This is a genomic window from Hymenobacter psoromatis (assembly GCF_020012125.1).
GTDB lineage: Bacteria > Bacteroidota > Bacteroidia > Cytophagales > Hymenobacteraceae > Hymenobacter > Hymenobacter psoromatis.
In genome coordinates this window covers 695,323-719,475 of the sequence record NZ_JAIFAG010000001.1, presented here as the reverse complement: position 1 = coordinate 719,475, position 24,153 = coordinate 695,323, and the positions used below count along the sequence as shown (strand labels likewise).

Sequence of the window (24,153 nt, the reverse complement as noted above, 5' to 3'; positions counted from 1 at the left end):
TGCTCCGGGTAATAACTACTTCAGCTCCAGCGGCTCAGGAACTGCTGGAAGGCTTCCTTGTACTGCTCGCCCACAGGAATCGTCTCCGTGCCGATTTGCACGGTGAGGCGGCGCACGGCCTCAATCTTGTCCAGGGCCACGATGAAGGAGCGGTGGATGCGCAGGAAGCGCCGGGCGGGCAGCTTTTCTTCCATTGCCCGCAGGCTCATCAGCGAAAGCAGGGCGCGGGGCGTGCTCTTGAGATGCACCTTCACGTAATCTTTCAGGCCCTCCACGTAGCGGATATCGGCCAGGGCCACGCGCACGAGCTGGTATTCCACTTTTAGAAAAAGGTAGTCTTCCTCGGCGGGAGGGGTAGGCGCGGCCTCGGCCGGGGCGGCGCTGCCCGCCGCCAGCTCGGCATAGGCGCGGGCTTTGGTAGCGGCGCGCAAAAACTCCTCGTAGTTGAAGGGCTTGACCAGGTAATCGAGCGCATCTACCTTATAGCCTTCCAGGGCGTACTGCGGGAAGGCGGTGGTGAACACGATGCGCGGCGGGGCGGCCTGCTGGCCCAGCACGCGCGCCAGCTCCAGGCCGGTCAGCTCCTGCATCTGAATGTCGAGAAAGGCCACGGCCACCGGCTCGGCCAGCTCGTGCAGCCCTTGTAGCGCCTCCACGCCGCTGCCGTAGCGGCCCAGCAGCTTCAAAAAGGGCGTTTGCTCGATGAAGGTGCAGAGTAAGGCGAGCGCTAGGGGCTCATCGTCTACGGCAATACAGGTGATGGTCATGGTTAATTATGAAGCAGTTGTCATGGCGAGCCTGCGAAGCAATCTTTCCTTCACGGGCGCGCCGTTGGCCTGGCAAAGTGCATACGCCAAGGAAAGATTGCTTCGCAGGCTCGCCATGACAGGCGATTACTAACGAAAAACAAAAATCAACCCGCAATCCCCAGCTCCAACTTCACCTCAAACTCGTTATCGGGCGTGTGCTCCGTTACTTGCAGCGCGTAGTGGCCGGGGTAGAGCAGGTCGAGGCGGCGGCGGGTGTTGGCCAGGCCGATGCCGTTGGAGCCGGCCAGGTCGGTACTAAGCTTGGCGAAGAGCGTGTTGCGCACCTCAATATCGAGCTGGCCGGGCGCGGGCTGGCGCAGACTGATGTAGATGCGGCTGGCCTGGGTAGCGGCCACGCCGTGCTTAAAGGCATTCTCGACGAAGGGCAGCAGCAGCATGGGCGCAATGCGCGCCTCGCTCACCGGCTCGGGGTGCTCAAATACCACCTGCACGCGGTCAGTGAGCCGGAGCTGCATGAGGTTGATATAATCCTGAATAAAAGCCACTTCCTGGCTGAGCAGGGCCTCGCCGCTGGCCGTGTCGTAGAGTACGTAGCGCATCATGCGCGAGAGGCGGTGCAGGGCGGCCCGCGCCCGCTCGCCATCAATGAGCGTGAGTGAGTAGATGTTGTTGAGGGTATTGAAGAAGAAGTGCGGATTAATCTGAGCCTTGAGCAAAGCCAGCTCGGCTTCCACGCGCTGCTGGTCGAGGCGTTCGCGCAGGCGGGCTTCCTGCTGCCAGTGCTGCACCATCGTGATGGCCGTGGCGATGCCCAGCACCAGCAGCGTGATGAGCAGGTTCACCAAATCGAAGCGGTTGCCGAGGACCGGCCGCCCCGCCCCGGTTGGCCGGGGCGGCCGGGGTAGGCGGCCGGCGGCCGCGTCGGCGGCATGAAAAGCCTCGCGCATTAGTTCGGGTAGGTGCAGGGCCTGCTCCAGGGCGCTGCTCAGGAGCAGCACCGTGGCCGCCGTGCCCGCCAGCGCCAGCACAAACCAGCCATTGCGCCCGCGCAGCAGCAGGCGCGGCACGCTCACGCGGGTGGTGAGATAGAAGGCAGCCAGCCACATCAGGAGCAGCACGCCCTGCTTCGCCCAGTACTGCGTGGGTAGTACCACGTGGCCCGCCGAGGGCTGAAACAGCAGCAGCGCCAGCGCCAGCAATCCCCACGCCAGCACGTGGATGAGGGGCGTGAGCACGCGCTGAAAAGCAGTAGCAGGCATGAGAAAGGCGGGAGAAGGCTGCCAAAAGTAGGGCCCGCCCACCGCCTACCCCCCCGCCTACCGACCAGCGGGCGCAATCTGCCGACCGCCCCGCCGCTTTTGCCGCCCGGCCGGAGCGCGGGATTTCACCGGGCTTTAACTTTACTCGGTCTTCCCACCCTATTCTTGTTTGTATATGCTACGTTGGCTCCTGCGCTTCGGGGCTGGGCTGGCCATGCTGGCCGGCCTGGCCGGCAGCGCCCCGGCCCTGGCCGGCCCGCAGCCCGCCCGCACCGAGGACACCCTGGTAACGGCGGCCGCGCGCCCGGCCCAGTTTCTGGAAGACCACTTTTACAGCGTGCTGGAAGACCCCGGCGGCCTCCTGCCGTTGCGCCTGGTCAGCAGCCCGGCCTATGCGGGGCGCTTTGCTACGCTGGCCGGCACCCGCCAGCCGCCTAACAACCAGCACCCGCGCAGCACCTACTGGCTGCGCTTTACGGTGCGCCCGGCCCCCGGCCCGCTCACCGACTGGTACCTGGAGCTGTACGACCCGCACATTGGGGCCGCTACGCTGTTTCGGCCGCGGCCGGGTGGTGGCTACGATAGCCTGGTGGCCGGGGCCAACCGCCCCTTCAGCACCCGGCCGCAGCCTTATAAGAACTTTCTCTTCGCCCTACCCCAGCACCTTGGGCCGGCCGCTACCTACTACCTGCGGCTGCGCTCCGACACGCCCACCAGCTTCCGGGCCATGCTACACAGCGGGGCCGACCTCATCCCGGAGCTGAGCTTGCAGTACTGGCTGCTGGGCGGCTTCTACGGCATCCTGCTTATCATGGTGATGTACAACTTGTTTCTGTATTTTTTTCTTCAGGAAAGGTCGTACATCTACTACGTGCTCTACGTGTTGAGCGGGGCGCTGCTTTTTCTTTCGGAAGACGGGCTGGGGTTTCAGTACCTGTGGCCGGCCGCCCCTGGCTTCAACCATTTTATCGGGGTAGCCGCGCCGGTACTGCTGCTGCTCACCTTCAGCCAGTACGCGCGGGCCTTTCTGGAAACGGCCGCCCGCCGGCCGCGCCTCGACCGGGCCATCCGCTGGGTGGTGCTGGGCAGCGGAGGGCTGCTGGTGCTCGATGCGGCCGTGGTGCACTCGGGCTTCAGCTTCTGGCTGTATTTGCTGCCCTACGGGCTGCTCTACTACGCTGCCTGGCAGGTGTGGCGCGGGGGTCTGGACTCGGCACGCTACCTGCTGCTGGCCCAGGCGCTGGTGGCGGGCAGCCTGGGATTCTTGATTTCGCGCAAGCTGGGGCTGGAGTTTTACAACAACGCCTACACCGTGTACAGCCTCAACGTGGCCTTCGTGATAGAGGTGGCCGTGCTGAGCTACGCGCTGGCCGATAAGATTAAGGGCCTCATGGACACCACGCTGCACTCGCAGCGCCGCCTGCTGAAGCAGCTCCGCAAAAAGCACCAGGCGCAGGCGCTGCTGGTAGAGCAGCTGCACGAAAACCAGGCCCTCAAAGACCAGCTCAACACCGAGCTGGAGGCCCTGGTGGCCCGCCGCACCGACGAGCTGCGCGGGCAAAACGATACCATCGCGGCCCAAAACCGCGAGCTGCTGGAGCGCAACAGCCTGCTGGCCTTGCAGTCGGCCGCCATCGAGCAGCTCAACCGCGACCTGCGCCGCGACCTGCGCGACCAGAAGGAGGCCCGCCTCGAAGCCCGCGACTTCGACTTCGGCGAGTTCAGCCAGCTCTATCCCGATAAAGACGCCTGCCTGCGCTACCTCGCCGACCTGAAGTGGCAGCACGGCTACCAGTGCCGCAAGTGCGGCCACGAAAAGAGCTGCGAGGCCCGCGAGCCCTACGCCCGCCGCTGCACCCGCTGCCGCTACGTAGAGTCGGCCACCACCGGCACGCTGCTGCAAAAGTGCAAGTTTCCGATGGTGAAGGCGCTCTACGCGGTGTTTCTGCTGCACGCCCATCAGGGCCGCTACGCCCCCGCCGAGCTGGCGCGGGTACTGGAGCTGCGCCCGGCCACCACCTGGGCATTTGCCCAAAAAGTACTGGCCGCCTTGCAGCGCCGGGCTCAGGCTCTCGACTACGATGCGAGTGAGCCCTGGACCCATGTGCTGCTGGACGCCACCGCCGATGCCGAGTCCGAGGAATTGCAATCAGCCGAAGCCCAGTAAGCTCCCAGCTTAGATTCCGGCAACGATTGCGAAAACGGCGGGGGTAGGTGGGCCGCGGGTCTGAGCGCACGTTTTTTTTTGCCAGAAAGCCCGCGGCTACCCATTGTTTTTTAGCTCGCGGGCCCGGCTGGCCGATAGTGCTGTTAGGGAATGGCAGCCCCATAATCGGCGAAGGATGGTTGTGCAGTAAGCGTAAAGCGGCGGGAAGACGGAAGCGGAAAAAGGGCGAAAGCGGGGCGAGAGAGGCATTTTTAGGCTTGCATTTGCTGAACACAAGCTGCTAGCTTTGAGCCACTCTAGTGGTAGTTGCCCTCTTTCCCACCCTCTTTTCATGAAAAGAAAACTATTCCCTTTGGGCTCGCTGCTCCGCCACTCGGCGGTAGTGCTGGCCTGCGGACTACCTGCCGGCGTGGCCTTCGCTGCGCCCCCGCGCGCTACCCCGGCGCGGCCGGCCCGCCACCCGGCGGCCACCATCCCGGTGAAGGGCCGGGTGACCGGGGCCGATGGCACGGGCCTACCCGGCGTGACGGTACTCGTGCGCGGCACCAGCACCGGCACTACTACCGGGGTCGATGGCTCCTTTAGCTTCAGCGCGCCCGAAAACAGCACCCTACTCTTTAGCTTCGTGGGCTTCGTATCGCAGTCAGTGGTGCTCACCAGTGCCAACGCCGCCGACGTGGCCGTGACGCTGCGCGAAACGGCCCAGGGCCTGGGTGAGGTAGTGGTAGTGGGCTACGGCACCCAGCAGCGCGCCGACGTGACCGGGTCCATCTCCACGGTGTCGGGCGCGGCCATTGCCAGCCAGCCGGTGGCCGACCCTACCCAGGCCCTGCAAGGCCGGGCGGCCGGCGTAACGGTAACCCAGAACTCGGGCGCGCCGGGTGGGGCGGGCGGCACCTCAGTGCGCATCCGGGGCATCTCGTCGGCGGGTAACAACTCGCCCCTGTACGTGGTGGATGGCTTCCCGCTGCCCACTTCCGATGCCAACGGCAACGCGGTAGAAAACCAGCTTAACTCCATCAACCCCAACGATATCGAGAGCATTGACGTGCTCAAGGATGCCTCGGCCACGGCCATTTATGGGGTGCGGGCGGCCAACGGGGTCGTCATCATCACCACCAAGCGGGGCAAGGCCGGCAGCGCCAACATCTCGGTTGATGGCTATCGGGGCTTCCAGCAGGTGTGGCGCAAGCTCGATTTGCTGAACTCGCAGCAGTACGCTACCATCAACAACGAGAGCCTGTTGGCGGCCGGGCAACCTATCAATCCTAAGTACGCTGACCCCACGGCGCTGCCCGTGAACACCGACTGGCAGAAGGCGGTGTTCCGGCCCACGGCCGTGATTCAGAGCTACAATATCTCGGCCAGCGGGGGTAGCGACAAGGCCCGCTACGCGCTGAGCGCCGGCTATTTTCAGCAGGATGGCACGCTCAATGGCTCTAATTTTGAGCGCTTTACGATTCGGGCCAACGGCGACATCACGCTCAATAAGTACGTGAAGGTGGGCAATAGCTTGGCCATCACCCACCAGCAGGACCGCCAACTGGATACCGGTAACAGCGAGTTTGGGGTGCTCAACAACGTGATTCAGCTGCCGCCCACCATCCCGGTGTACAACCCCAACGGCACTTATTATGAGCCCACCGCCACGGCCGACAACTTCATCGAGCCCAACCCGGTGCTGCAATCGCTGATTACCAACGCCAAGTTCAGCCGCAACCGCATCATCGGCTCGGTGTTCGCGGAGGTGGAGCCGCTCAAGGGCCTGCGCTTCCGCACCAACGTGGGGGCCGACCTGATTTTTGACAACCGGAATCAATTTACGCCCTCGCTCGGCCCCAACTCACCCCGTAACTCGGTGGCCGGGGCACTTTCCGAGACCAACTACAATCCGACGTATCTGATTGAGAACACGCTGACTTACACCCACACCTTCGCCGAGCACCACCACCTCACGGCGCTGGCGGGGCAGTCGGCGCAGCAGTTTCAGTACATGTACACGAACGCTTACCGCTCGGGCTTCGTCAACAATACGCTGCAAAACATCAACGCCGGGCCGGCTTCCAACCCCGCCTACCCCGTCACGAACGCCGGCATCGGCATCGAGCCGATTACGGACCGGCTGGCCAGCTACTTCGGGCGCGTCAACTACGACTTCGCGGGCAAGTATCTGCTCACGGCCACGGCCCGCCTGGATGGCACCTCGCAGTTTGCGCCGGGCTACCAGTTCGGCTTCTTTCCGGGGGCTTCGGTGGGCTGGCGCATCTCGGAGGAGAGCTTCATCAAGGATATTCCGGTTATCAGCAACCTGAAGCTGCGCGGCGGCTACGGCAAGGTAGGTAACCCGCTGAACGCTGGGCGCTTCGCCTACCTGGCTACCATTAATTCGGGCATCAGCTACCCCTTCGGCACCACGGTGTTTCAGGGGGCGGCCCCCACCCGCGGGGCCAATGAGCTGCTGCGCTGGGAGAATAACTACCAGGCCGACCTGGGCCTGGACGTGGGCCTGTTTGGCAACCGCGTGGAGCTGTCGGTGGACATCTACAACCGCCGCTCGCCCAACCTCATCAGCAACGTGCCGCCGACGCTGGTGTCGGGCACCTACGAGCAAGTGCCGACCAACGCCGTCAGCTCGCGCAACAACGGCATCGACCTCTCCTTGAACACCCGCAATCTGGTGGGCGGGGATAATAGCGTGGGTTGGACGACGGGCCTCGTGTTCTCGGCTTATCGCAACCGGATTCTGAACCTGAATGTGGCCACGCCCTTCAACGGCACCGTGACCCGCACGGGCACGGCCATCTCGCGCTTCGACCAGAACTCGTCCATCGGCTCGTTCTACGGCTACGTGGCCGACGGACTGATTCAGACCGCCGATGAGTTGGCCGCCCTCAATAAGAACGCGCCGGGTGGCATTTACCAGTTCTCGGGCACGGCTCCAGGCGACATCAAGTTCCGCGACATCAATGGCGACGGGGTAGTAAACGACCAGGACCGCGTATTCATTGGCAACCCCAACCCAAACTTCACCTTCGGCGTCACCAACACGGTGAGCTACCGGGGCTTCGACCTCACGGCCTTCGTGCAGGGCTCGGAGGGGGGTAAGATTTACAACCTGAACCGGGTGTATACCGAGGGTGGCCTCTACAGCAACGGCAACAGCAGCACCCGCGTGCTGGGCCGCTGGACCGGCCCCGGCACCAGCACCGACGTGCCCCGCGCCATTGCCGGCGACCCCAACCAGAACCTGCGCGTGAGCAGCTACTTCGTGGAAGACGGCTCCTACGTGCGCCTCAAGATGCTGACGCTGGGCTACAACTTCGCCAAGCCGCTCATCAGCCGCTTTGGGGGCCAGACGCTGCGCGTGTACGCCACGGCTCAGAACCTGGTGACGCTAACCAAATACACCGGCTACGACCCCGAAATCGGCAGCCAGGCCGGGGCCTTCGGCATCGACCGGGGCATTTTCCCGCAGGCGCGCGTGTTCACCGCCGGCCTGAATATTGGCTTTTAATTAAGAATTAGAAATTATGAATTGGCAAGTGCGAGTTGAAATAGGTAGCTAACGCCAAGCGCTTTTTCAATTCATAACTTCTAATTCATCATTCATAATTCTTCTCCCTACCCCACCCATGCACTCTCTCCCTACTAAACTCACGGCCGGCGCGTTGCTGGGCCTGGCGCTGCTCGGCGGCTGCGGCAAGAAATACCTGGACCTCCAGCCGGTGGACCAGATTACGACCCAGAACTTTTACCAGACCGAATCCGATGCTTTGCAGGCCGTAACGGCCTGCTACTCGCAGCTGGGGGTAGGCGGGCAGTATAACTACGCGCTCTGGGGCATTGGCGAGATTATGTCGGACAACTCCTTTACTGGGGGCGGCGGCGGCGGCGACGGGGCCGAGGAGATTCAGCTCGACTTTTTCAACATCCCGACTACCAACCCAATGGTGGGCCGCCTGTGGGGCGGCTGCTACGTGGGCATCGGCACCTGCAACCAGGTGCTGCAAAAAGTGCCCGGCATTGCCGGCATGAACGAGGCCATCCGCAAGCGCAGCCTGGGCGAGGCGCAGTTTCTGCGGGCCAAATATTATTTCGACTTGGTGCGGGCCTTCGGCGACGTGCCCCTGATTCTGGTGCCGCCGGCCAGTCCGGCCGATGCGCAGATTCCGCGCGTGCCCGCCGCCCAGATTTACGCCCAGATTGAGACCGACCTACTGGCCGCCATCGGCAACCTGCCCGGCAGCTACGGCGGCACCGACCTGGGGCGGGCCAGCAAGTGGGCCGCCACCGGCCTGCTGGCTAAGGTGTACCTGACCGAAGGCAAGCTGGCTGAGGCCGCCACCCAGGCCGACGCCGTGATTGCCGGCTCGGGCAAGAGCCTGTGGGCTAACTATGGCGATAACTTCCAGGTAGCCAACGAGAACGGCCAGGAGTCGCTGTTTGAGGTGCAGTACGTGAACGGCCTGAACCAGTACATCGTGGATGGGCTGGGTTTCGTGGGCAACGAGTTTTTTGCGCCCCGCGGCCAGGGCCTGGTGCCCCAGGGTGGCTACGGCTTCAACGTGCCGGAGCTGGAGTTTGTGCAGGGCTACGAGGCCGGCGACAAGCGCAAGGCCGTCACCATCTGGGCTCCCGGCGACCTCTACCCCGCCGGCAGCGCCACCACGGCCCAGCCCGCCTCGCTGCCCGGCTCGCCCTACGGCTTCAACTGCAAAAAGTGGTTTGTGGGCAAGGTGAACACCAACGTCTGGGACTCGCCGCTGAACTTCCCGGTGCTGCGCCTTTCCGAGATGTACCTGATTAAGGCCGAGGGCCTGGGGGCAACCCAGGCCGGCTTCGACGCGCTGAATGTGGTACGCACCCGCGCCGGCCTACCCCCCCGCAGCGCCGCCAACACCCCCGACTTCAAGGCGGCCGTGGTGAAGGAGCGGCGCTACGAGCTGGCCTTTGAGGACGACCGCTGGTTTGACCTCAAGCGTACCAACAACCTGGTTACCAACCCCCAGCTACTGGCCAAAGGTATTAAGCCCTTCAATATCGTGCTGCCCATTCCGCAGAGCGAGCGCGATGCCAACCCGCAGCTGGTGCAAAACCCAGGCTATTAATTTTTTAAGCTGATAGCCTCTCCTTCATTTCCCACCCGACATTCCATGTTTACTTCTACTCGCAAACTCGGCCTGGTGCTGGCCGGTGCGGCGGCGCTGGCGGCCTGCCGCAAGGAGGGCGTTACCAGCCTCGACGGGGTCATCCCTACCCCTGCTTTTACGGTGGCCCTCAATACCACGCAGTTTCCGGTGGTGGCCACGTTCACCAACACCACCACCGACGCCTTTCTCTACCAGTGGGACTTTGGCGACGGCTCGCCGCTGGCTTCGGGCCAAAACGTAACCCACACCTACAAGACGCCCGACACCTACCGCGTGAAGCTGACGGCCGCTGGCCGCGGTGGCAGCAGCAGCTCGCCGCAGCTGCCGGTCACGATTCCGACCGTTTGCGGCAATGCGGGCTACGCGGTGCTCACGGCCTGCGGCGGCACGGGCGCTACCTCCTGGACGCTCTCGGACCAGCCGGGGGCGGTGGTGAAGCTGGCGGCCGACGGGGCGGTGCTCTCCACCTCGCCCGTGCTCAACGCCTGCCAGCTCGACGACGTGTTTTCGTTCACTAATAGCTTTACCTACGCCTACGATGCGGGTGCGGGTACCTACGCCAACGGTACCTGCGGCGCGCCGCTCAGCGGCAACTCCGACTTCGTGTATAAGCCCAACGGCACGCTGGGGCAGATTATCCTGCTGGGTAATAAGTCCTTCATTGGCCTGCCCGACTCGGTGGTGAACAAGACCTACGACATTGTAGAGGCCACGCCCACCCAGCTGCGCCTGCAAGGCACTAACCCCGACGGCACCAAAACCGTGGTCACCTACATTCCGCAGCTTTCGGCTCTCGACAAGGCCAAGCAGGCGCTCACCGGCGGCTCGGCGCGCACCTGGGTGCTCGATAATACCGTGGCCGCCCCCATTGTGGTGGGCAACGAGGCCAGCCCCAGCGGCTACTTTCCGGGCGTGCCGGTGGGCGGGCTACCCGCCTGCCAGGCCGACGATGAGTACACCTTCACGGCCGACGGCAAGTTTACCTACGACGCCAAGGCCGAAACCTACGTGGCCCTCGATGCTGCCGGCAAAGACGTGTACGCCTGCCAGGCTCCGCGCTCCGACAACACCACGTTTGCCTTCGGGCCGGCCTCGGGGGCGGGCGTTGCGCAATTTGTGCTGGGCAAGGCGGGCACCTTCATCGGCGTGACGAATGCGCCCACTGACCGCATCTACCGCATTATTTCCATTGATAACCAGCATATGGTGCTGCGTGCCGGCGGCCCCACCGCCGACCCACTATTCACGATGAAAATGCGCGTGAAGTAGCGACTCTCTCTTTCTTACCCACCCTTCGTTTGTTTATCATGACCTATTCATTCAGTTTAGGAATACCGCTGCGGCGGGCGCTCTCGACGGGCGCGCTACTGACGCTGGCCCTCAGCGGCTGCACCCAGAACCCGCCCGGCCCGGTCATCACCGCTACCAGCACCGGTGGCAGCGCCAGCACGGTCACCAACGCCGACGCTCACCCCTACGCCGACTACACCGAGCAGGTGTGGAGCGACGAGTTTGACGCGACTAGCCTCGACGCCACCAAGTGGACGCCCGAGGTGCAGGATGTGTGGTTCAACAACGAGCTGGAGGCCACCACCAACTCGCGCACTAACGTGAACGTGGTCAACGGCCTGCTCAACATTACGGCCGTTCAGGAAAACTACCACGGGCGCACCTACACCTCGGCCCGCATCAACACCAAGGGCAAGAAGGAATTCACCTTCGGCCGGCTCGATGTGCGGGCCAAAGTGCCCAAGGGCAAGGGTATCTGGCCGGCCATCTGGATGCTGGGGGCCAATGACAGCCAGGTGAGCTGGCCGGCCTGCGGCGAAATCGACATCATGGAGCTGAAGGGCAGCTCGCCCACGGTGGCCTACACCACCATGCACTTCGGCAATACCGTGGCTACGCACCAGTACAAGGGCTCGCCCTACACGCTGCCCACCGGCGCAAGCCCCGACTTTTCGGGCGACTTCCACCTCTACAGCGCCGTGCGCAGCCAGAATCAGATTGACTTCTACGTGGATGGCACCAAGTACTTCACGTTCACGTCGGGCGATGCCGCGCCCTACCCCTTCAACAATCCTTTTTACGTGATTCTGAACGTGGCCGTGGGCGGCGACTTCGACGGTAACCCCGACGCCAGCACCACCTTCCCGCAAACGATGCAGGTGGACTACGTGAAATTTTTGCAGTACAAGCAGTAACCGTAACGGGGGGGGGTAGGGCTGGCCCTACCCCCCCCCCGTTTTTTTCACCTTCTTTTTCCCCACCCCACACGCATGAAAAATTTTACGCAATTTCTACTAGCCGCCGGGCTGGTCACCCTGGGTAGCCGCGCGGCATCGGCGCAGGTGCTCTACGATAATTTTGAGACTACCCGGCTGGTCACGTATGGCTACGTAGATGGGGCCCTGGCCCCGGCAGCCACCCCTACCGGCGGCACCGTGAACACCAGCGCCACCTGCGGCAAGTACGACCGCAGCGCCACGCAGTACGCGGTAGTGGTGCTGGACCCCACCAATGCCCACATGGCCGACGTGAGCGCCTACTCGGGCGGCACCAAGCACCTGACGCTGAAGTTTCGCAGCCCCGGCCCCGGCACGGCCGTGCAGCTCGTGCTGCAAAACAAAGCGAAAGTGGCGGCGTTGGGCTATCCCAATGGCAACTACGGCGGCACGTTCAACGCCACCTCTACCGCCGCGACCGACAGCTGGGAAACGCTGACCTTCACTTATGCGGCCGGGGACGTAAGCAGCGCCGATGCCTCCGTGAAGGCGACCGATGTGGACCAGCTGGTGATGCTGGTAGCGCCCGGCAGCACCACGGCCACCACCTATTACCTCGACGATATTATGGGCCCCGAGCTGGTGGCCGGGCCCCTGGTGCCCGCCGCCCCCGCGGCCGCCGCCATTCTGCTCGATAACTTCGAGAATACCCGCCTGGTAGCTTATCCCAGCGCCCAGGGCACCGTGAACGAGGCGGCCGCCAACCCCGCCAGCAACGCCGTGAACAGCAGCAGCACCTGCGCCAGCTTCGTGCGCGACGGCTCGCAACCCTACGCCACCATCGTCATTCAGCCCAAGAGCGGCACGTTTGGCGATGTGTCGGGCTACGCCAGCGGCGCGCAGCAAATCACGCTGAAGCTGCGCAGCCCCGACGCCGCTACCAAGGTGCAAATAGTGCTGCAAAACAAAGCAAAATCCGCCAACGGCTACCCCAACGGCAACTACGGCGGCACGTTTGATGCCGTCACCTCGGCCACGGCCAACGAGTGGCAGACGCTGACCTTCGCCTACACCGCCGGCGCGGCCGGCAGCAGCATCGACGCCAGCGTGCTGGCCACCGACGTGGACCAGATTGCCCTGCTCATTGCCCCCAACTCGACCGTGGCCACCGGGATGCCGGCCAAGACGTACTATTTTGACGACCTCGTGGGGCCGGCGTTTGCCGCCACGGCCACGGCCGTGCGCCAGGCCAGCACCAGCGCCGCCGCCCTGGCCCCCGCCTACCCCAACCCCGCCGCCGGCCGCGTTTCGCTGCCCTACAGCCTGCAAAAAGCGGCCGTGGTGAGCCTGGCCGTGTACGATGCCCTGGGCCGCCGCGCCGCTTCGGTGTTTGAAAACCAGGCCCGACCGGCCGGCGAGTTCAGCGCCGACTTCAGCACCGCCAGCCTCGCACCCGGCCTCTACATCTGCCGCCTGGTAGTAGACGGAGCCGTGCTGAGCCGCCAGCTGAGCGTGCAGTAAGCTCCCTATCCCCGCTTACCCCATGAGCCGGCCGGCACTTCTGCCCGAAGTGCCGGCCGGCTCTTTTTCGTACCCTGGCCGGCCGTTTTGGCGTAGGCTTTGCCTTGACTTACCCGCCCGGTTTCAAGCCTCCTACCCCCTCACGCACGGTTCATGTTAGCGCACGCTATTTGGGTAGCTGATTGGCTAATTTCGGCGGCGGTGGGCGTTGGCTCGTAAGCTGGCCCAGGGCGGCCAACCGCTACTTTCTTCTTTAGCTTCTTTTGCCGCGCTGGCCAGCGCGGTTTCACCCCCTGATGAGTACCCCCGACCTGCTTGCTACCCCCCTCGCCAGCCCCGAGCCCCCTACCCCGGCTGCCGATTTTGAGCTGGCTTTTCAGCAAAAAGAAACCCTACTGGCCAGCTACCTGGCCGCCTTTGCGGTGGTATACTTCCGGCAGGCGGCCGAGCGCAGCGCCACCCAGCTGCAAGCCACGCTGCGGGTAGAAAACGACGTGGCCGCCTTCCCGGCGGCGGCTATCTTATTGAACATCAATGATGCGCTAACGCTGACCGAAGTAGCGGCCGAGGCCGCTAGCCAACTCGTGATGGGCCTGGCGGGCGTGGCCGAGCAGCTGGGCGCGGCCATTACGCGGGCGCGCATCGCCTTCCCAGCCCCCGAGGCGCAGCACGCCGACCACGAGTGGTGCGTGACCCTGGCTTTCGCGGCTGACCACACGGTGGCCGTCAGCTTTGCCTGCACCGGCGGGCTACCGGGGCCCTGGGGCGCGGCCTACCTGCCGGCCCACGTGCGGCGGGTGTTCGAGCAAATCGGGAGCCATCCGCAGGTGCCGGTGGGCTACGTTGCCTTTCTGGCTGAAGAGGAAGTGGCGCTGCTACGCGACTTCCGCGCCGTGCCGCAACACGTGGCCGGGGGCGGCCCACAGCAGCTGCACCGCTTGTTTGAGGAAACCGCCCGCGCCTACCCCAACCACCTGGCCCTGAGCTGGCTAACCGAAACCCGCACCTACGCCCAGCTCAACGCCGAGGCTGACCAGCTGGCCGCCCGCCTGCAAGCCGCGGGCGTGCAAGCCGGCGACTTCGTGGGCTTGTATCTGGCAAAATCGGTAGAATTATACGTCGGGATGCTGGCCGTGCTCAAGGCCGGCGCGGCCTACGTACCGCTCGACTTATCCTTTCCGGCCGACCGCGTGACGTTCATCCTGGGCGACTGCGGGGCGCGGGCGCTGCTGGTGAGCCAGCCGCTGCCGGAGGGCTTCGCGGCGTGGTCGGGCCTGGTCATTGACCTGGCGCAGCCGGCCCCGGCCCTACCCCCCCCGCTGGCCCCGGTGGCGGGCGGGCCGGAGGCCATTGCCTACGTCATCTACACCTCGGGCACCACGGGGCTGCCCAAGGGCGTGCTGCTGCCGCACCGCAGCATCTGCCACCTGGTGCGGGCCGAGCAATTGCTATTTCAGCCTACCCCGCAGGACCGCGTGGCGCAGGGCTTTTCGGTGGCGTTTGATGCCTCGCTGGAGGAAATCTGGCTGGCCTGGGGTGCGGGCGGCACGCTGGTGCCGGTACCCGAAGAAACCATGAAAGCGCCCGACGCGTTGCCGGGCTTTCTGACTGACAGCCAGATAACTGTCTTCTCCACCGTACCCACGCTGCTCTCGCTGCTGCCGGCCGGCATCCCGGCCCTGCGGCTGCTGATACTGGGCGGCGAGGTGTGCCCGCCCGAGCTGCTCACCAAGTGGGCCAGCCGGCAGTGCCGGGTGGTGAACACCTACGGCCCCACCGAGGCTACGGTAGTGGCCACGGCCGCCGATTTCGTGCCCGGCCAGCGCCTGACCATCGGCCGGCCGCTGGCGGGCTACGAGGTGCTGCTGCTCGACCAACTGGGCCAGCTCGTGCCGCTGGGCGCGGCTGGTGAGCTGTGCATTGGCGGGGCCGCGCTGGCCGCCGGCTACCTCAACCGCCCCGAGCTGAGCGCCGCCAAGTTCAACACCGTCAGCGAGTTGCCCAACGGCTTCAGCGGTCGCCTCTACCGCACTGGCGACTTGGCCCGCTTCGAGGCCGAGGGCAACGTGGACTTTCTGGGGCGCATTGATACGCAGGTGAAAATCCGGGGCTTCCGGGTCGAACTGGCCGAGATTGAGAGTCTGCTCTTGCAATGGCCGGGCATCCGCAACGCCGCCGTGGCCCTCAAGGAGGGGGACGACGGCGTGAAAAAGCTCATCGCTTACCTCATCTTGGCCCCCGACCATTTATTGGACGAAAAAGCGGTGCGCGCCTACCTGCGCGAGCGCCTCGCGCCCTACATGCTGCCCGCCGCGCTGGTGCCGCTGGCCGCGTTTCCGCTGCTTACCAGCGGCAAGGTGGACCGCAAGGCCCTGCCCTACCCCGTGGTGGGCGCACAGGCCCCCACCCGCGAGCTAACCCTACCCCGCGACCCGCTCGAAACCGCCATCTACGCCGTGTGGCAGAAGCGCTTTGACACGGCCGACATCTCCGTAACCGACGACTTTTTCGACCTCGGCGGCAACTCGCTGTTGGCTTCGCTCATCATCTCCGAGCTGCGCCAGCAGTCTGATTTTCAAGGCCTGTCGGTGAAGGAAATGTACACCCGTCGCACCATCGAGGGGCTGGCCGCCGCCGTGGCGGCCGAGGCCCGTGCCATCGCCGCCGCGCCGCCTTCTACTCCCACGCACGCTACTCCCCTGCGGCGCGCCAGCACTGCCACCCGGCTGCTGACGGCCATTTTGCAGCTGTTCGCCATTGCGACATTTTACGCGGTACCGGTCTTTTTCCTGAACGCTACGCTGCTGCTACGGCCCATCATTGCGGAATGGTCGTGGACCGTGACCATCTTGGCCGGCGCGGCGGCCGTGGTGGGCTACGTGCCACTGGCCTGCTTGCTGGTAGTAGCAATTAAGTGGCTGATTATCGGTCGATTTCGAGCGGGTGAATATCCGCTGTGGGGGATTTATTACTTCCGGTTTTGGGTGGTAAAAAAAATGGTGGAGGCCGCCCCTACCCCCCTGCTGTCGGCCACCCCTTTCCTGGCCATTTTTTATCGCCTGCTGGGGGCGAAAATTGGCAAAAACGTGTACCTGGGTACTACCCGCGTGCTGTGCTTTGACCTGCTGACCATTGGCGAAGGCGCGAGCGTGGCCCGCGAGGCGGGGCTGCTGGGCTATCGCATTGAGCGCGACCGCCTCATCATTGGCCCGACTACCGTGGGGCGCGACGCCTACGTGGGCCTGCGCGCCATTCTGGAGGGTGATACCCACCTGGGCGAAGGGGCCGAGCTGGACGACCTCTCGGTGCTACCGGCCGGCCAGCAGGTGCCCGCCCGCGAGGGCTGGCTGGGCTCGCCGGCCCGGCGCGTGCGCGAAGTGCCATTAACCCCGCTGCGGCCGGTGGCCGGGCCGGGCGCGGGCTACCTGGCGGCGCAGCTGGCGGCCATCGCGCTGATGCTGCTGGTGCCCACGGTGGCGTCGCTGCCGGTGCTGGCCGTGTTGTACAAGTTTGTAGAGCCCTTAAATCCGGGACCCTCGCTGCTGGCACTGCTGCCGCTGTCGGGGCTCTACGTGTTGCTGCTAGTAGTGGTGCTGGCCGGCACTAAGCGCCTTGTGGCCGGCCGGCCGGCGGATGGTACCATCCCGCTTTACAGCCTGGCCTACGTGCGCCACTGGGTGGCCGATGCCGTGCTGGCCCAAAGCCTAACGCTGCTGCGCCCGCTCTACGCCACCATTTACACGCCCTACTGGCTGCGGCTGCTGGGTGCCAAAATCGGCCGCCGAGCCGAAGTTTCGACTCTCAATCACATCTCGGCCGACCACCTCACGGTGGGGGCTGGCTCGTTTCTGGCCGATTCGGTGAGCGTGGGCGCGCCGCGGGTGCAGCACGGGTTGGTGTCGGTGCTGCCCACGGTGGTGGGGCCGCGCACCTTTGTGGGCAATGGCGCGGTGCTGGCCGGCGGCACCGTGCTGGGCAGCAATAACCTGATTGGCGCGCTCTCGTCGGCCCCCGTCGAGACGCCGCCCGACGGCACGTCGTGGGTCGGCTCGCCGGCCTTTCTGCTGCCCAACCGGCCGGTATCGGCGGCTTTCGCGCCAGAGCTAACGTTCGCACCGCCGGCCCGACTGGTGTGGGCGCGGTCTATTATTGAATTATTTAAAATTGTGCTGCCATTCACGTTCACGTTCGTGACGTTCGGGGCGCTCTACCACTACTGCCATTTGCACCTCCTCTACTACTCGTTCTGGAGCAGCGTGGGGGTAGGGACGGGCGTATTGGTGGGGCTGATTTTTGGCTTTTCCCTGCTCACGGCCCTGCTCAAATGGGTGCTCATTGGCCGCTACCAGCCGTCGGAACGGCCGCTGTGGTCGTCATTTGTGTGGCGCAATGAGTTCGTCAACTCCTTGTGTGAGAGCTACGTATATCCCTTTTGGGAAGCCGCGCTGCTGGGTACGCCGTTCGCCACCTGGTTTTTCCAGCTCATGGGTAGCCACTTTGGCCACTCAGTATATATGGACACGACCGAAATCACCGAGTTTGACCTAGCCTGGGTGGCCGACCACGCCGTACTCAACAACGGCTCTACCATCCAAACCCACTTATTTGAGGACCGCGTGATGAAGATGTCGAACCTGCGCATCGGGCGACACGCCACCGTAGGCACCTCGTGCGTGGTGCTTTATGACTCAGTTATTGGGCCCGGTGCGACGCTCAAAAGCCTCAGCCTTTTGATGAAAGGCGAGCAGCTGCCGGCCGGCACCCGCTGGCAGGGCATTCCGAGCACGTTTATCGCGGGGGGGTAGGGCCGGGGCCGGTTATGCGCGGTTCGGCCGCTTGCCTGCCCACTTGGAAGCCACAGTAAAAAGGGAGTAATAGCGGCAGGACTTATGCACACTGTGCCAGTCAGCGCAGGCCACACGGCAGTCAGAGCAGGGTAATTCTTAAGAGCCAGTCAAAACAATGTACCTACACTGGTTGTCTTACACCTAAAGCCTCTTTTTCGTCTACTCACATGGCGCAATCTGTTTTGCACCCGGCCAACAGCCGGGGCCACGCCAGCCACGGCTGGCTCGATTCCTACCACACCTTTAGCTTCGCTAACTACCACGACCCCAAGCGGATGCACTTTGGCGCGCTGCGCGTGCTCAACGACGATACCGTGGCGGCTGGCCGGGGCTTCGGCCGCCACCCGCACGACAACATGGAAATCATCAGCATCCCGCTCGCCGACGACCTGGAGCATCAGGATTCGCTGGGCAATGAGGCCATAATTCGCCAGAACGACGTGCAGGTGATGAGCGCCGGCACCGGCGTGGCCCACAGCGAGAAAAACCACAGCACTACCGCCCCCGTCAGGTTCCTGCAAATTTGGGTGTTTCCGCGCCAGCGGGGGGTAGCGCCGCGCTACGCCCAGCAGAGCTTCCCGCCCGCCGAGCGCCACAACCGCCTGCTCCAGGTAGTATCGCCCAACGCCACCGAGGGCGCGGTCTGGGTCAACCAGGATGCCTGGTTTCACCTGGGCAACTTCGACCAGGGCTTTCGCACTGATTATCAAGTTAAAAAGCCCGGTAACGGCGTGTATGCCTTTGTGCTCGAAGGCGACGTGACCATCAACGGCCAGGCCCTGCACCGCCGCGACGGCTTCGGGCTTTGGGAGGTTGATGCGCTGGCTATCCAGGCCGATAGCCATGCCGAGCTGCTGCTCATGGAAGTACCCATGCAGTTTTAGGGCCGCGGATAAATCGTCGAAGCCCCTACCCCCCCTGGCAAGGCAATCAGGCCGCGCGAGTGGTTTGCGGTCCTGGTAAGCCCTGGCTTCCTGCTGATTAGGCAGTGCTTATAAACGTCTTCGGGTAGTAGCGCGATTTATAAAAATCGCGCTACTACCCGAAGACGTTTCAACGAAGAACCCGCGTAACGTCAGTTCAGCATTGCTCGTTACTTTTGCGTCGTGGCCGAGTACCTGCTTTTCGTTGATACTGAGACGTCGGGCTTGCCCGCCGACTGGCACCGGCCCTACGCCGAGCCCGGCGCGTGGCCGCACGTGGCGCAGGTGGCCTGGCTCATCTACACGGCGGCCGGCGAGCTGGTAAAGACTGAAAACCACTACATCCGGCCCAGCGACTACGACCTGACGCCCGCCTCCATGCAGGTGCACGGCCTCACGCTGGCTTACCTGCACGAGAATGGTGAGGCCCGCCTGCCGGTGATGCAACGCCTGCACGACGACCTGCGGCGCTATAAACCCCTGGTAGTGGGCCACTTCATTGAGTTGGATTACCACATGGTGGGCGTCAGCTTTCATCGCTCGGGGCTCGATAATGCGTTGCTGGGCCTACGAACTTTCTGCACCATGCGCCTCACCGGACGCTTCTGGCAGCCGGTGCGCCAGCAGTATCTGCGCCTGGCCGACCTGTACCAGCGCCAATTCGGCCAGCCGATGGGCAAGCAGCATGACGCCTTAGCCGATGCCGAGGCCACCGCGCAGTGCTTTTTCGAACTGCGCCGCACCGGCGACATCGACGCCGAAGTGCTGGCCAGCCAGCCCACATTGCAACCGCCGCCTACCCACGCCGCGCTGACCGCCGCCCGCCGGCCGTTTTGGAAATACTGGCTGGGGATGATTTAAGGGGGTAGGCCCGGCACGGTGGTTTTCGAAATTAATTAAAAATTAAAAATGATGAATTAAAAATCTGACTGTCAGATTTTTAATTCATCATTTTTAATTCTCAGTCCCTACCCCCTCCCCTACTGCCAGGTGCGCTCAATCTCCTCCAGGGTGCGGCCTTTGGTTTCGGGCACGCCGCGCCACACGAACACGAACGTGAAGGCCGACAGCACCGCGTAGAGCCCGAACGCGCCAGCCAGCCCAGCGGCTTTTACCAGCGAGAGGAAAGTGAAGGAAATGACCGTGCAGGCTATCCACAGCGCCACCGTGGCCACCGAGGCGGCCCGGCCGCGCACGGCGGTGGGGAAAATTTCGGTGATGACGACCCACACGCCCGGCCCCAGCCCCACGGCGAAGCAGGCCACGTAACCCATAATCAATCCCAGCAGCCACGGGCCCGGCGCATGCAGTTGCAGGGCCACCACCAGCGCCCCCAGCGCCAGCGCCATGCCGCCCGAGGCCAGCAGCAGCAGCGGCTTGCGCCCTACCCTATCAATCACGAACAGGGCCACGACGGTGCCCGCGAAGTTGATGCCGCCAATCAGGGCATTGGCCCCAATGGCCGAGGCCGCGCTCTGCCCGCTGTGCTCAGTGAAAATAATGGAGCCGTAGTACAGAATGGTATTGATGCCCGTCACCTGCTGCAACACCGCCAGCACCACCGCGATGCACAGCGGCCGGCGCAGGCGCGGCTGAAACAGGCTGGTGGACTCGTCGCGCTCGGCGGCCAGCGCGGCGTGGATTTCGGTGGCCTCGGCGGCGGCGGCTATCGGGCCGTTGAGGCGGGTGAGAGTGCGCAGAGCTTCGGCTTCGCGGCCCTGGCCCAGCAGCCAGCGCGGGCTTTCGGGCACGAGCAGCAGCGCGAACATGAATAGCGACGAAGGCAGCGCCGCCGAGGCAAACATCCAGCGCCACGCCACCAGCCCCAGGCCCGCCAGGTAGTAGCTGGTCACGTAGGCCAGCAGAATGCCCGATACAATGGCCAGCTGATTGAGCGTCACCAGCTTGCCGCGAATGGGAGCCGGTGCAACTTCGGCAATGTAGAGCGGGGCCAGCAGCGAGGCCACGCCAATGGCGAGGCCGCCCACCAGCCGCGCCACCACAAACTCGGTGAGCGTGCGCGGCACCGCCGCCGCCAGCGAGGAAAGCGTGAACAGCAGCGCCGCTCCAAACAGCAGCCGCCGCCGCCCGTAGCGGTCAGTGAGCCAGCCGGCCACGGCCGCCCCCACCACCGCGCCAAACAGGATACTACTGGCCGCCAACTCAGTCTGCGTATCATTCAGCCCAAAATCCTTCTTCAAAAATACCAGCGCGCCGTTGATAATGGCCGTGTCGAAACCGAACAGCAGCCCGCCCAGCGCCGCCACCGCCGCAATCAGGTACACGTAGCCAGTAGAGCCGGCCGGGGCCGAAAGGGCCGCCGCGCCGGCCGCCTCGCGGGATAGTGGGCCGGGCGAATGAGAAGGAGGCATGTGGTGGGAATGAGTGGTGAGTTACCGATTAAATAATTGAATGAACGGTCATGCTCATCTTGCGTCCGCGCAGCGGAGCGTAGTCGAAGCATCTCTGCCGCTTCATCCGCGCCGTTCAACGAAGCGGTAGAGATGCTTCGACTACGCTCCGCTGCGCGGACGCAAGATGAGCATGACGTTCTTTTTTAGTCCTTGAAACTTCACTGAAGAGCCTCAAACTACCAGCACCTCAATACCCATTTCCCGAAAAGGCGCGAGCTGCGCCGCCGTGGCTTCCGAGTCGGTGATGAGCTGGTGGACCTCGGCGGTGGGGCAGATGAGGGCGGTGGCCACGGTGCCGAGCTTGGTATGGTCGGCCACCACGATGCGCCGCCGGGCCTGCCGCAGCATCACCTGAATGGCGGCCGCTTCTTCGGGATGCAGTGAGGTGAGGCCCTTTTGCGCGTCAATGCCGTTGACGCCGATGAAGACTTTATCCACGAAAAACTGGCTCAGCGCCTGCGCAGTGGCTGCCCCTACCAGCGAAAACCAGCCGCCCGTGAGAAAGCCCCCGGCCACGAATACCCGCACGTCGTCGCGCTGGCTCAGCTCCATTGCCACGTTCACGGTGTTGGTGATGACTGTCACGTTGGCGCCCGGCCGCAGGCTGCGCGTTACCTGCGTGGTAGTGGTGCCGGCGGTGAGCGAGATGGTTTCGCCGGGCTCAATAAGCGCCGCCGCGGCCAGTCCGATGCGGCGCTTTTCGGCGAGGTTGCGGTCCATCTGCTCGTGAAAGCTGGAGTTATAGCGAAACGGCTCGTAGAGCAGCGGCTCGATGGGCACGGCCCCGCCGTGGGTACGCCGCAGGCGGCCGCGCTGCTCCAATTCCACGAGGTCGCGCCGCACGGTGGCCACCGACACGTCGAACTGCTCGGCCAGCTCATCCACGGTGACGGTGCCGGTGTGCAGCAGCTTTTCGACGATGGTTTGGGCGCGGGCGGCGGCGGGGTTTTCGGGGGGTAGGGGATTGGTCATAATCAGTTAATTATTTGTTCTGGCGGGTGCCTCACCCATCACGTCCGCACATACGCCTTCATCGTAGCGCACTCGGTGCCCTCTGCCGGGCCATGAGGCCGAATAGTATATTCCCCCACCGCCGCCGGCACGATAAACGTCTCGGCATAATGCACCACGAACGGCGCAAACGCGCCGGTCGGGCTCTCTATGACGGCCTCCGCGCCCTGCACCAGGTTGAGCACGTTGACGCCGCCGCCGGTGTGGTGGGGCACGGGGCCAGTGAACCAGTGGCGGCGCGTTTCGATAAATTCGCGCGCGTGCAGGCCGGTGCGCTCCTCGCGCCAGCCCGCACCCTGGGCCACGGGCTCCACCGCGTTCACCAGGTGGCGCGCTACCCAGGCGGTGGTGCGCTCGGGCTGCATATTGGCCGCGCCGTGGGCGAGGTGAATGGGGCGGGGCCGGCCGTCGAGGCCCAGGCGGTTCCAGTCCCAGAGCTTGAAGGTAAAAATGAAGGGGGTAGCCGAAATTTCCAGCACCATGCTGCCCGCCCCGGAGCAGTGAATGGTGCCGGCCGGAATCAGAAAGTGGTCGTGCCGGTGGGCCGGAAATTGCTGCGCGTAGCGCTCGGCCGGAAAGGGTGCGGCCGGGTCCCGCTGCGCTTGCGCTAAATCAAGCAGCATGGCCTGATAATCAATATCTTCCTTTAAGCCCAGATACACCGTAGCGTCCGGCTCGGCATCCAGCATATAGTAGCTTTCATCCTGGGTGTAAGGCAGGCCGAAGTGGTCGAAGGCGTACTCGGTGAGGGGGTGGACTTGCAGCGAGAGGTTGCCGCCACCCACGGTATCGAGCAGGTCGAAGCGGATGGGAAACTCGGTGCCGAAACGGGCGTGCACAGCCTCGCCCAGCAGCTCGCGGGGGTGGGTAAATACCAGGTCAATACTTGGAATTTCGACCCGCGCCGCACCGAAACCCAGCAGCAGGCTGTTTTCCTCGGGCACGCAGTCGAAGCACCAGGCGTAGTTGGCGGGGCCGTCGGGCAGGTCGCACACCGCGCGCATCCACTGCCCGCCCCAGGGGCCGGGGTCGAAAAACGGCACCACCCGGAACGGCCGCCGCGCCGCCGCCGCCAGCCCGGCCCGCAGGGCGGCCCCGGTGATAAGTTTGGGCTGCGCGGGGTCGTGGGCATCGAGCAAAAAGTCGGCGCGGGGCAAAGCCTGCTTCTTGAGCCGGTCGGCGGCCCGCCAATCCACGAAAAAGGCGCGCTTGTACTTCAGGCTGGCTTTTTCGGCGAAGTTGTCGCTGCCCAGGTTGGCAATTTCGCCGCGCCGCTGCCGCAGCTGGATTTCCCAGCGGGCCAGGTCAGCATACACCAATATAGCGGGGGTAGGGCAGACAAGCGTGGCCCCGGTGCCCAGCACTATTACCAGACCATCAGTATGTTGACGCAATTGCTGCTGAGCTGCTTGCAGCTTATTGGGGGCAAAGAAATCGGCCACCGTCAGCCCGTTAAGCCGGCCAAATACCGGGTCGTCGGTGAGCGGGCCGGCCACCATCGCGTCAATCTCGGCCGGAGAGCGGTACAGCGCATCGGCCACCACCCAGCGGGTTGGGGGGGGTAGGGCCGGCTCCAGCTCCTGGCGCAGACGCGCCAGGTCGGTGCCGGGGTAGCACTCGATGGCCAGCACTGCCGGGCCGGAGGGGGGTAGGGCCGCCTGCAACACCGCGCCAATTGCCGCCCAGCCAAGGTAACAAGCGTCGGCCGCCGCGGCTATCGGCACGAAGGGATATTTATCGTAGTTGGAGGAACGCATAGAGTCAAGCCAAGGCCATAGTGGCTAGCTACCGCAAATATTGACGTTAAAAATGCTTGTTTACTAGCAAAGCGAGCAAAATAATTTTTCATTTTGCTAAAATAGTCGC

Annotated in this window: 14 protein-coding genes; 9 read left to right on the top strand and 5 right to left on the bottom strand. The window is 64.1% G+C overall.

Going from position 1 to position 24,153, the window contains the following annotated elements:
* Positions 1 to 20 precede the first annotated feature (20 nt).
* Together LC531_RS03020 and LC531_RS03015 are read right to left on the bottom strand one after the other, a co-directional pair.
* Positions 21 to 767, bottom strand: a complete 747-nt coding sequence (locus LC531_RS03020) for a LytR/AlgR family response regulator transcription factor (RefSeq protein WP_223648846.1) — start codon at positions 765 to 767, stop codon at positions 21 to 23.
* 146 nt (positions 768 to 913) lie between these two features.
* Positions 914 to 2,029: a sensor histidine kinase gene (locus LC531_RS03015; RefSeq protein WP_223648845.1), complete on the bottom strand. Its 1,116-nt coding sequence runs from the start codon at positions 2,027 to 2,029 to the stop codon at positions 914 to 916.
* Between the two features lie 175 nt (positions 2,030 to 2,204).
* On the opposite strand from LC531_RS03015, the gene LC531_RS03010 reads away from it, so the two are divergent.
* From LC531_RS03010 to LC531_RS02970, 9 genes are all read left to right on the top strand, one after another.
* Entirely contained in the window at positions 2,205 to 4,196 is a 1,992-nt protein-coding gene (locus tag LC531_RS03010) for a 7TM diverse intracellular signaling domain-containing protein (RefSeq protein WP_223648844.1), read from the top strand.
* A gap of 331 nt (positions 4,197 to 4,527) precedes the next feature.
* Positions 4,528 to 7,710 (top strand): SusC/RagA family TonB-linked outer membrane protein, encoded by a 3,183-nt coding sequence (locus tag LC531_RS03005; protein WP_223648843.1) that lies wholly within the window; start codon positions 4,528 to 4,530, stop codon positions 7,708 to 7,710.
* 118 nt (positions 7,711 to 7,828) lie between these two features.
* The gene (locus LC531_RS03000) at positions 7,829 to 9,304 is read left to right on the top strand and encodes a RagB/SusD family nutrient uptake outer membrane protein (RefSeq protein WP_223648842.1); all 1,476 of its coding nucleotides are present in this window, start codon (positions 7,829 to 7,831) and stop codon (positions 9,302 to 9,304) included.
* A 45-nt stretch (positions 9,305 to 9,349) separates the two neighbouring features.
* Positions 9,350 to 10,615 (top strand): PKD domain-containing protein, encoded by a 1,266-nt coding sequence (locus tag LC531_RS02995; RefSeq protein WP_223648841.1) that lies wholly within the window; start codon positions 9,350 to 9,352, stop codon positions 10,613 to 10,615.
* Between the two features lie 38 nt (positions 10,616 to 10,653).
* Positions 10,654 to 11,550 carry a glycoside hydrolase family 16 protein gene (locus tag LC531_RS02990; protein ID WP_223648840.1) on the top strand — a complete coding sequence of 299 codons (897 nt, stop codon included), beginning with the start codon at positions 10,654 to 10,656 and terminating at the stop codon, positions 11,548 to 11,550.
* A gap of 75 nt (positions 11,551 to 11,625) precedes the next feature.
* Positions 11,626 to 13,092, top strand: a complete 1,467-nt coding sequence (locus LC531_RS02985) for a T9SS type A sorting domain-containing protein (protein ID WP_223648839.1) — start codon at positions 11,626 to 11,628, stop codon at positions 13,090 to 13,092.
* A 296-nt stretch (positions 13,093 to 13,388) separates the two neighbouring features.
* Complete coding sequence (locus LC531_RS02980; protein WP_223648838.1) at positions 13,389 to 17,897, top strand: Pls/PosA family non-ribosomal peptide synthetase; 4,509 nt, start codon at positions 13,389 to 13,391, stop codon at positions 17,895 to 17,897.
* Positions 17,898 to 18,106: 209 nt separating this feature from the next.
* Complete coding sequence (locus tag LC531_RS02975; protein WP_223648837.1) at positions 18,107 to 18,823, top strand: pirin family protein; 717 nt, start codon at positions 18,107 to 18,109, stop codon at positions 18,821 to 18,823.
* 222 nt (positions 18,824 to 19,045) lie between these two features.
* Positions 19,046 to 19,723 (top strand): 3'-5' exonuclease, encoded by a 678-nt coding sequence (locus LC531_RS02970; RefSeq protein WP_223648836.1) that lies wholly within the window; start codon positions 19,046 to 19,048, stop codon positions 19,721 to 19,723.
* A gap of 119 nt (positions 19,724 to 19,842) precedes the next feature.
* Here the strand turns inward: LC531_RS02970 and LC531_RS02965 are convergent, their stop codons facing one another.
* The 3 genes from LC531_RS02965 to LC531_RS02955 form a co-directional block, all read right to left on the bottom strand.
* On the bottom strand, positions 19,843 to 21,234 hold the full coding sequence (locus LC531_RS02965) for a sugar porter family MFS transporter (RefSeq protein ID WP_223648835.1): 1,392 nt from the start codon (positions 21,232 to 21,234) through the stop codon (positions 19,843 to 19,845).
* A 213-nt stretch (positions 21,235 to 21,447) separates the two neighbouring features.
* Positions 21,448 to 22,248: a DeoR/GlpR family DNA-binding transcription regulator gene (locus LC531_RS02960; protein ID WP_223648834.1), complete on the bottom strand. Its 801-nt coding sequence runs from the start codon at positions 22,246 to 22,248 to the stop codon at positions 21,448 to 21,450.
* 38 nt (positions 22,249 to 22,286) lie between these two features.
* The gene (locus LC531_RS02955) at positions 22,287 to 24,044 is read right to left on the bottom strand and encodes a class I mannose-6-phosphate isomerase (RefSeq protein WP_223648833.1); all 1,758 of its coding nucleotides are present in this window, start codon (positions 24,042 to 24,044) and stop codon (positions 22,287 to 22,289) included.
* Between the last annotated feature and the right edge of the window lie 109 nt (positions 24,045 to 24,153).

Coding starts and splice junctions, on each gene's coding strand:
- LC531_RS02980 (WP_223648838.1), top strand. CDS start 13,389: ATGAGTACCCCCGACCTGCTTGCTACCCCCCTCGCCAGCCCCGAGCCC.
- LC531_RS03005 (WP_223648843.1), top strand. CDS start 4,528: ATGAAAAGAAAACTATTCCCTTTGGGCTCGCTGCTCCGCCACTCGGCG.
- LC531_RS03000 (WP_223648842.1), top strand. CDS start 7,829: ATGCACTCTCTCCCTACTAAACTCACGGCCGGCGCGTTGCTGGGCCTG.
- LC531_RS03020 (WP_223648846.1), bottom strand. CDS start 767: ATGACCATCACCTGTATTGCCGTAGACGATGAGCCCCTAGCGCTCGCC.
- LC531_RS02985 (WP_223648839.1), top strand. CDS start 11,626: ATGAAAAATTTTACGCAATTTCTACTAGCCGCCGGGCTGGTCACCCTG.
- LC531_RS02960 (WP_223648834.1), bottom strand. CDS start 22,248: ATGACCAATCCCCTACCCCCCGAAAACCCCGCCGCCGCCCGCGCCCAA.
- LC531_RS02975 (WP_223648837.1), top strand. CDS start 18,107: ATGGCGCAATCTGTTTTGCACCCGGCCAACAGCCGGGGCCACGCCAGC.
- LC531_RS02995 (WP_223648841.1), top strand. CDS start 9,350: ATGTTTACTTCTACTCGCAAACTCGGCCTGGTGCTGGCCGGTGCGGCG.
- LC531_RS02965 (WP_223648835.1), bottom strand. CDS start 21,234: ATGCCTCCTTCTCATTCGCCCGGCCCACTATCCCGCGAGGCGGCCGGC.
- LC531_RS02990 (WP_223648840.1), top strand. CDS start 10,654: ATGACCTATTCATTCAGTTTAGGAATACCGCTGCGGCGGGCGCTCTCG.
- LC531_RS03010 (WP_223648844.1), top strand. CDS start 2,205: ATGCTACGTTGGCTCCTGCGCTTCGGGGCTGGGCTGGCCATGCTGGCC.
- LC531_RS02955 (WP_223648833.1), bottom strand. CDS start 24,044: ATGCGTTCCTCCAACTACGATAAATATCCCTTCGTGCCGATAGCCGCG.
- LC531_RS03015 (WP_223648845.1), bottom strand. CDS start 2,029: ATGCCTGCTACTGCTTTTCAGCGCGTGCTCACGCCCCTCATCCACGTG.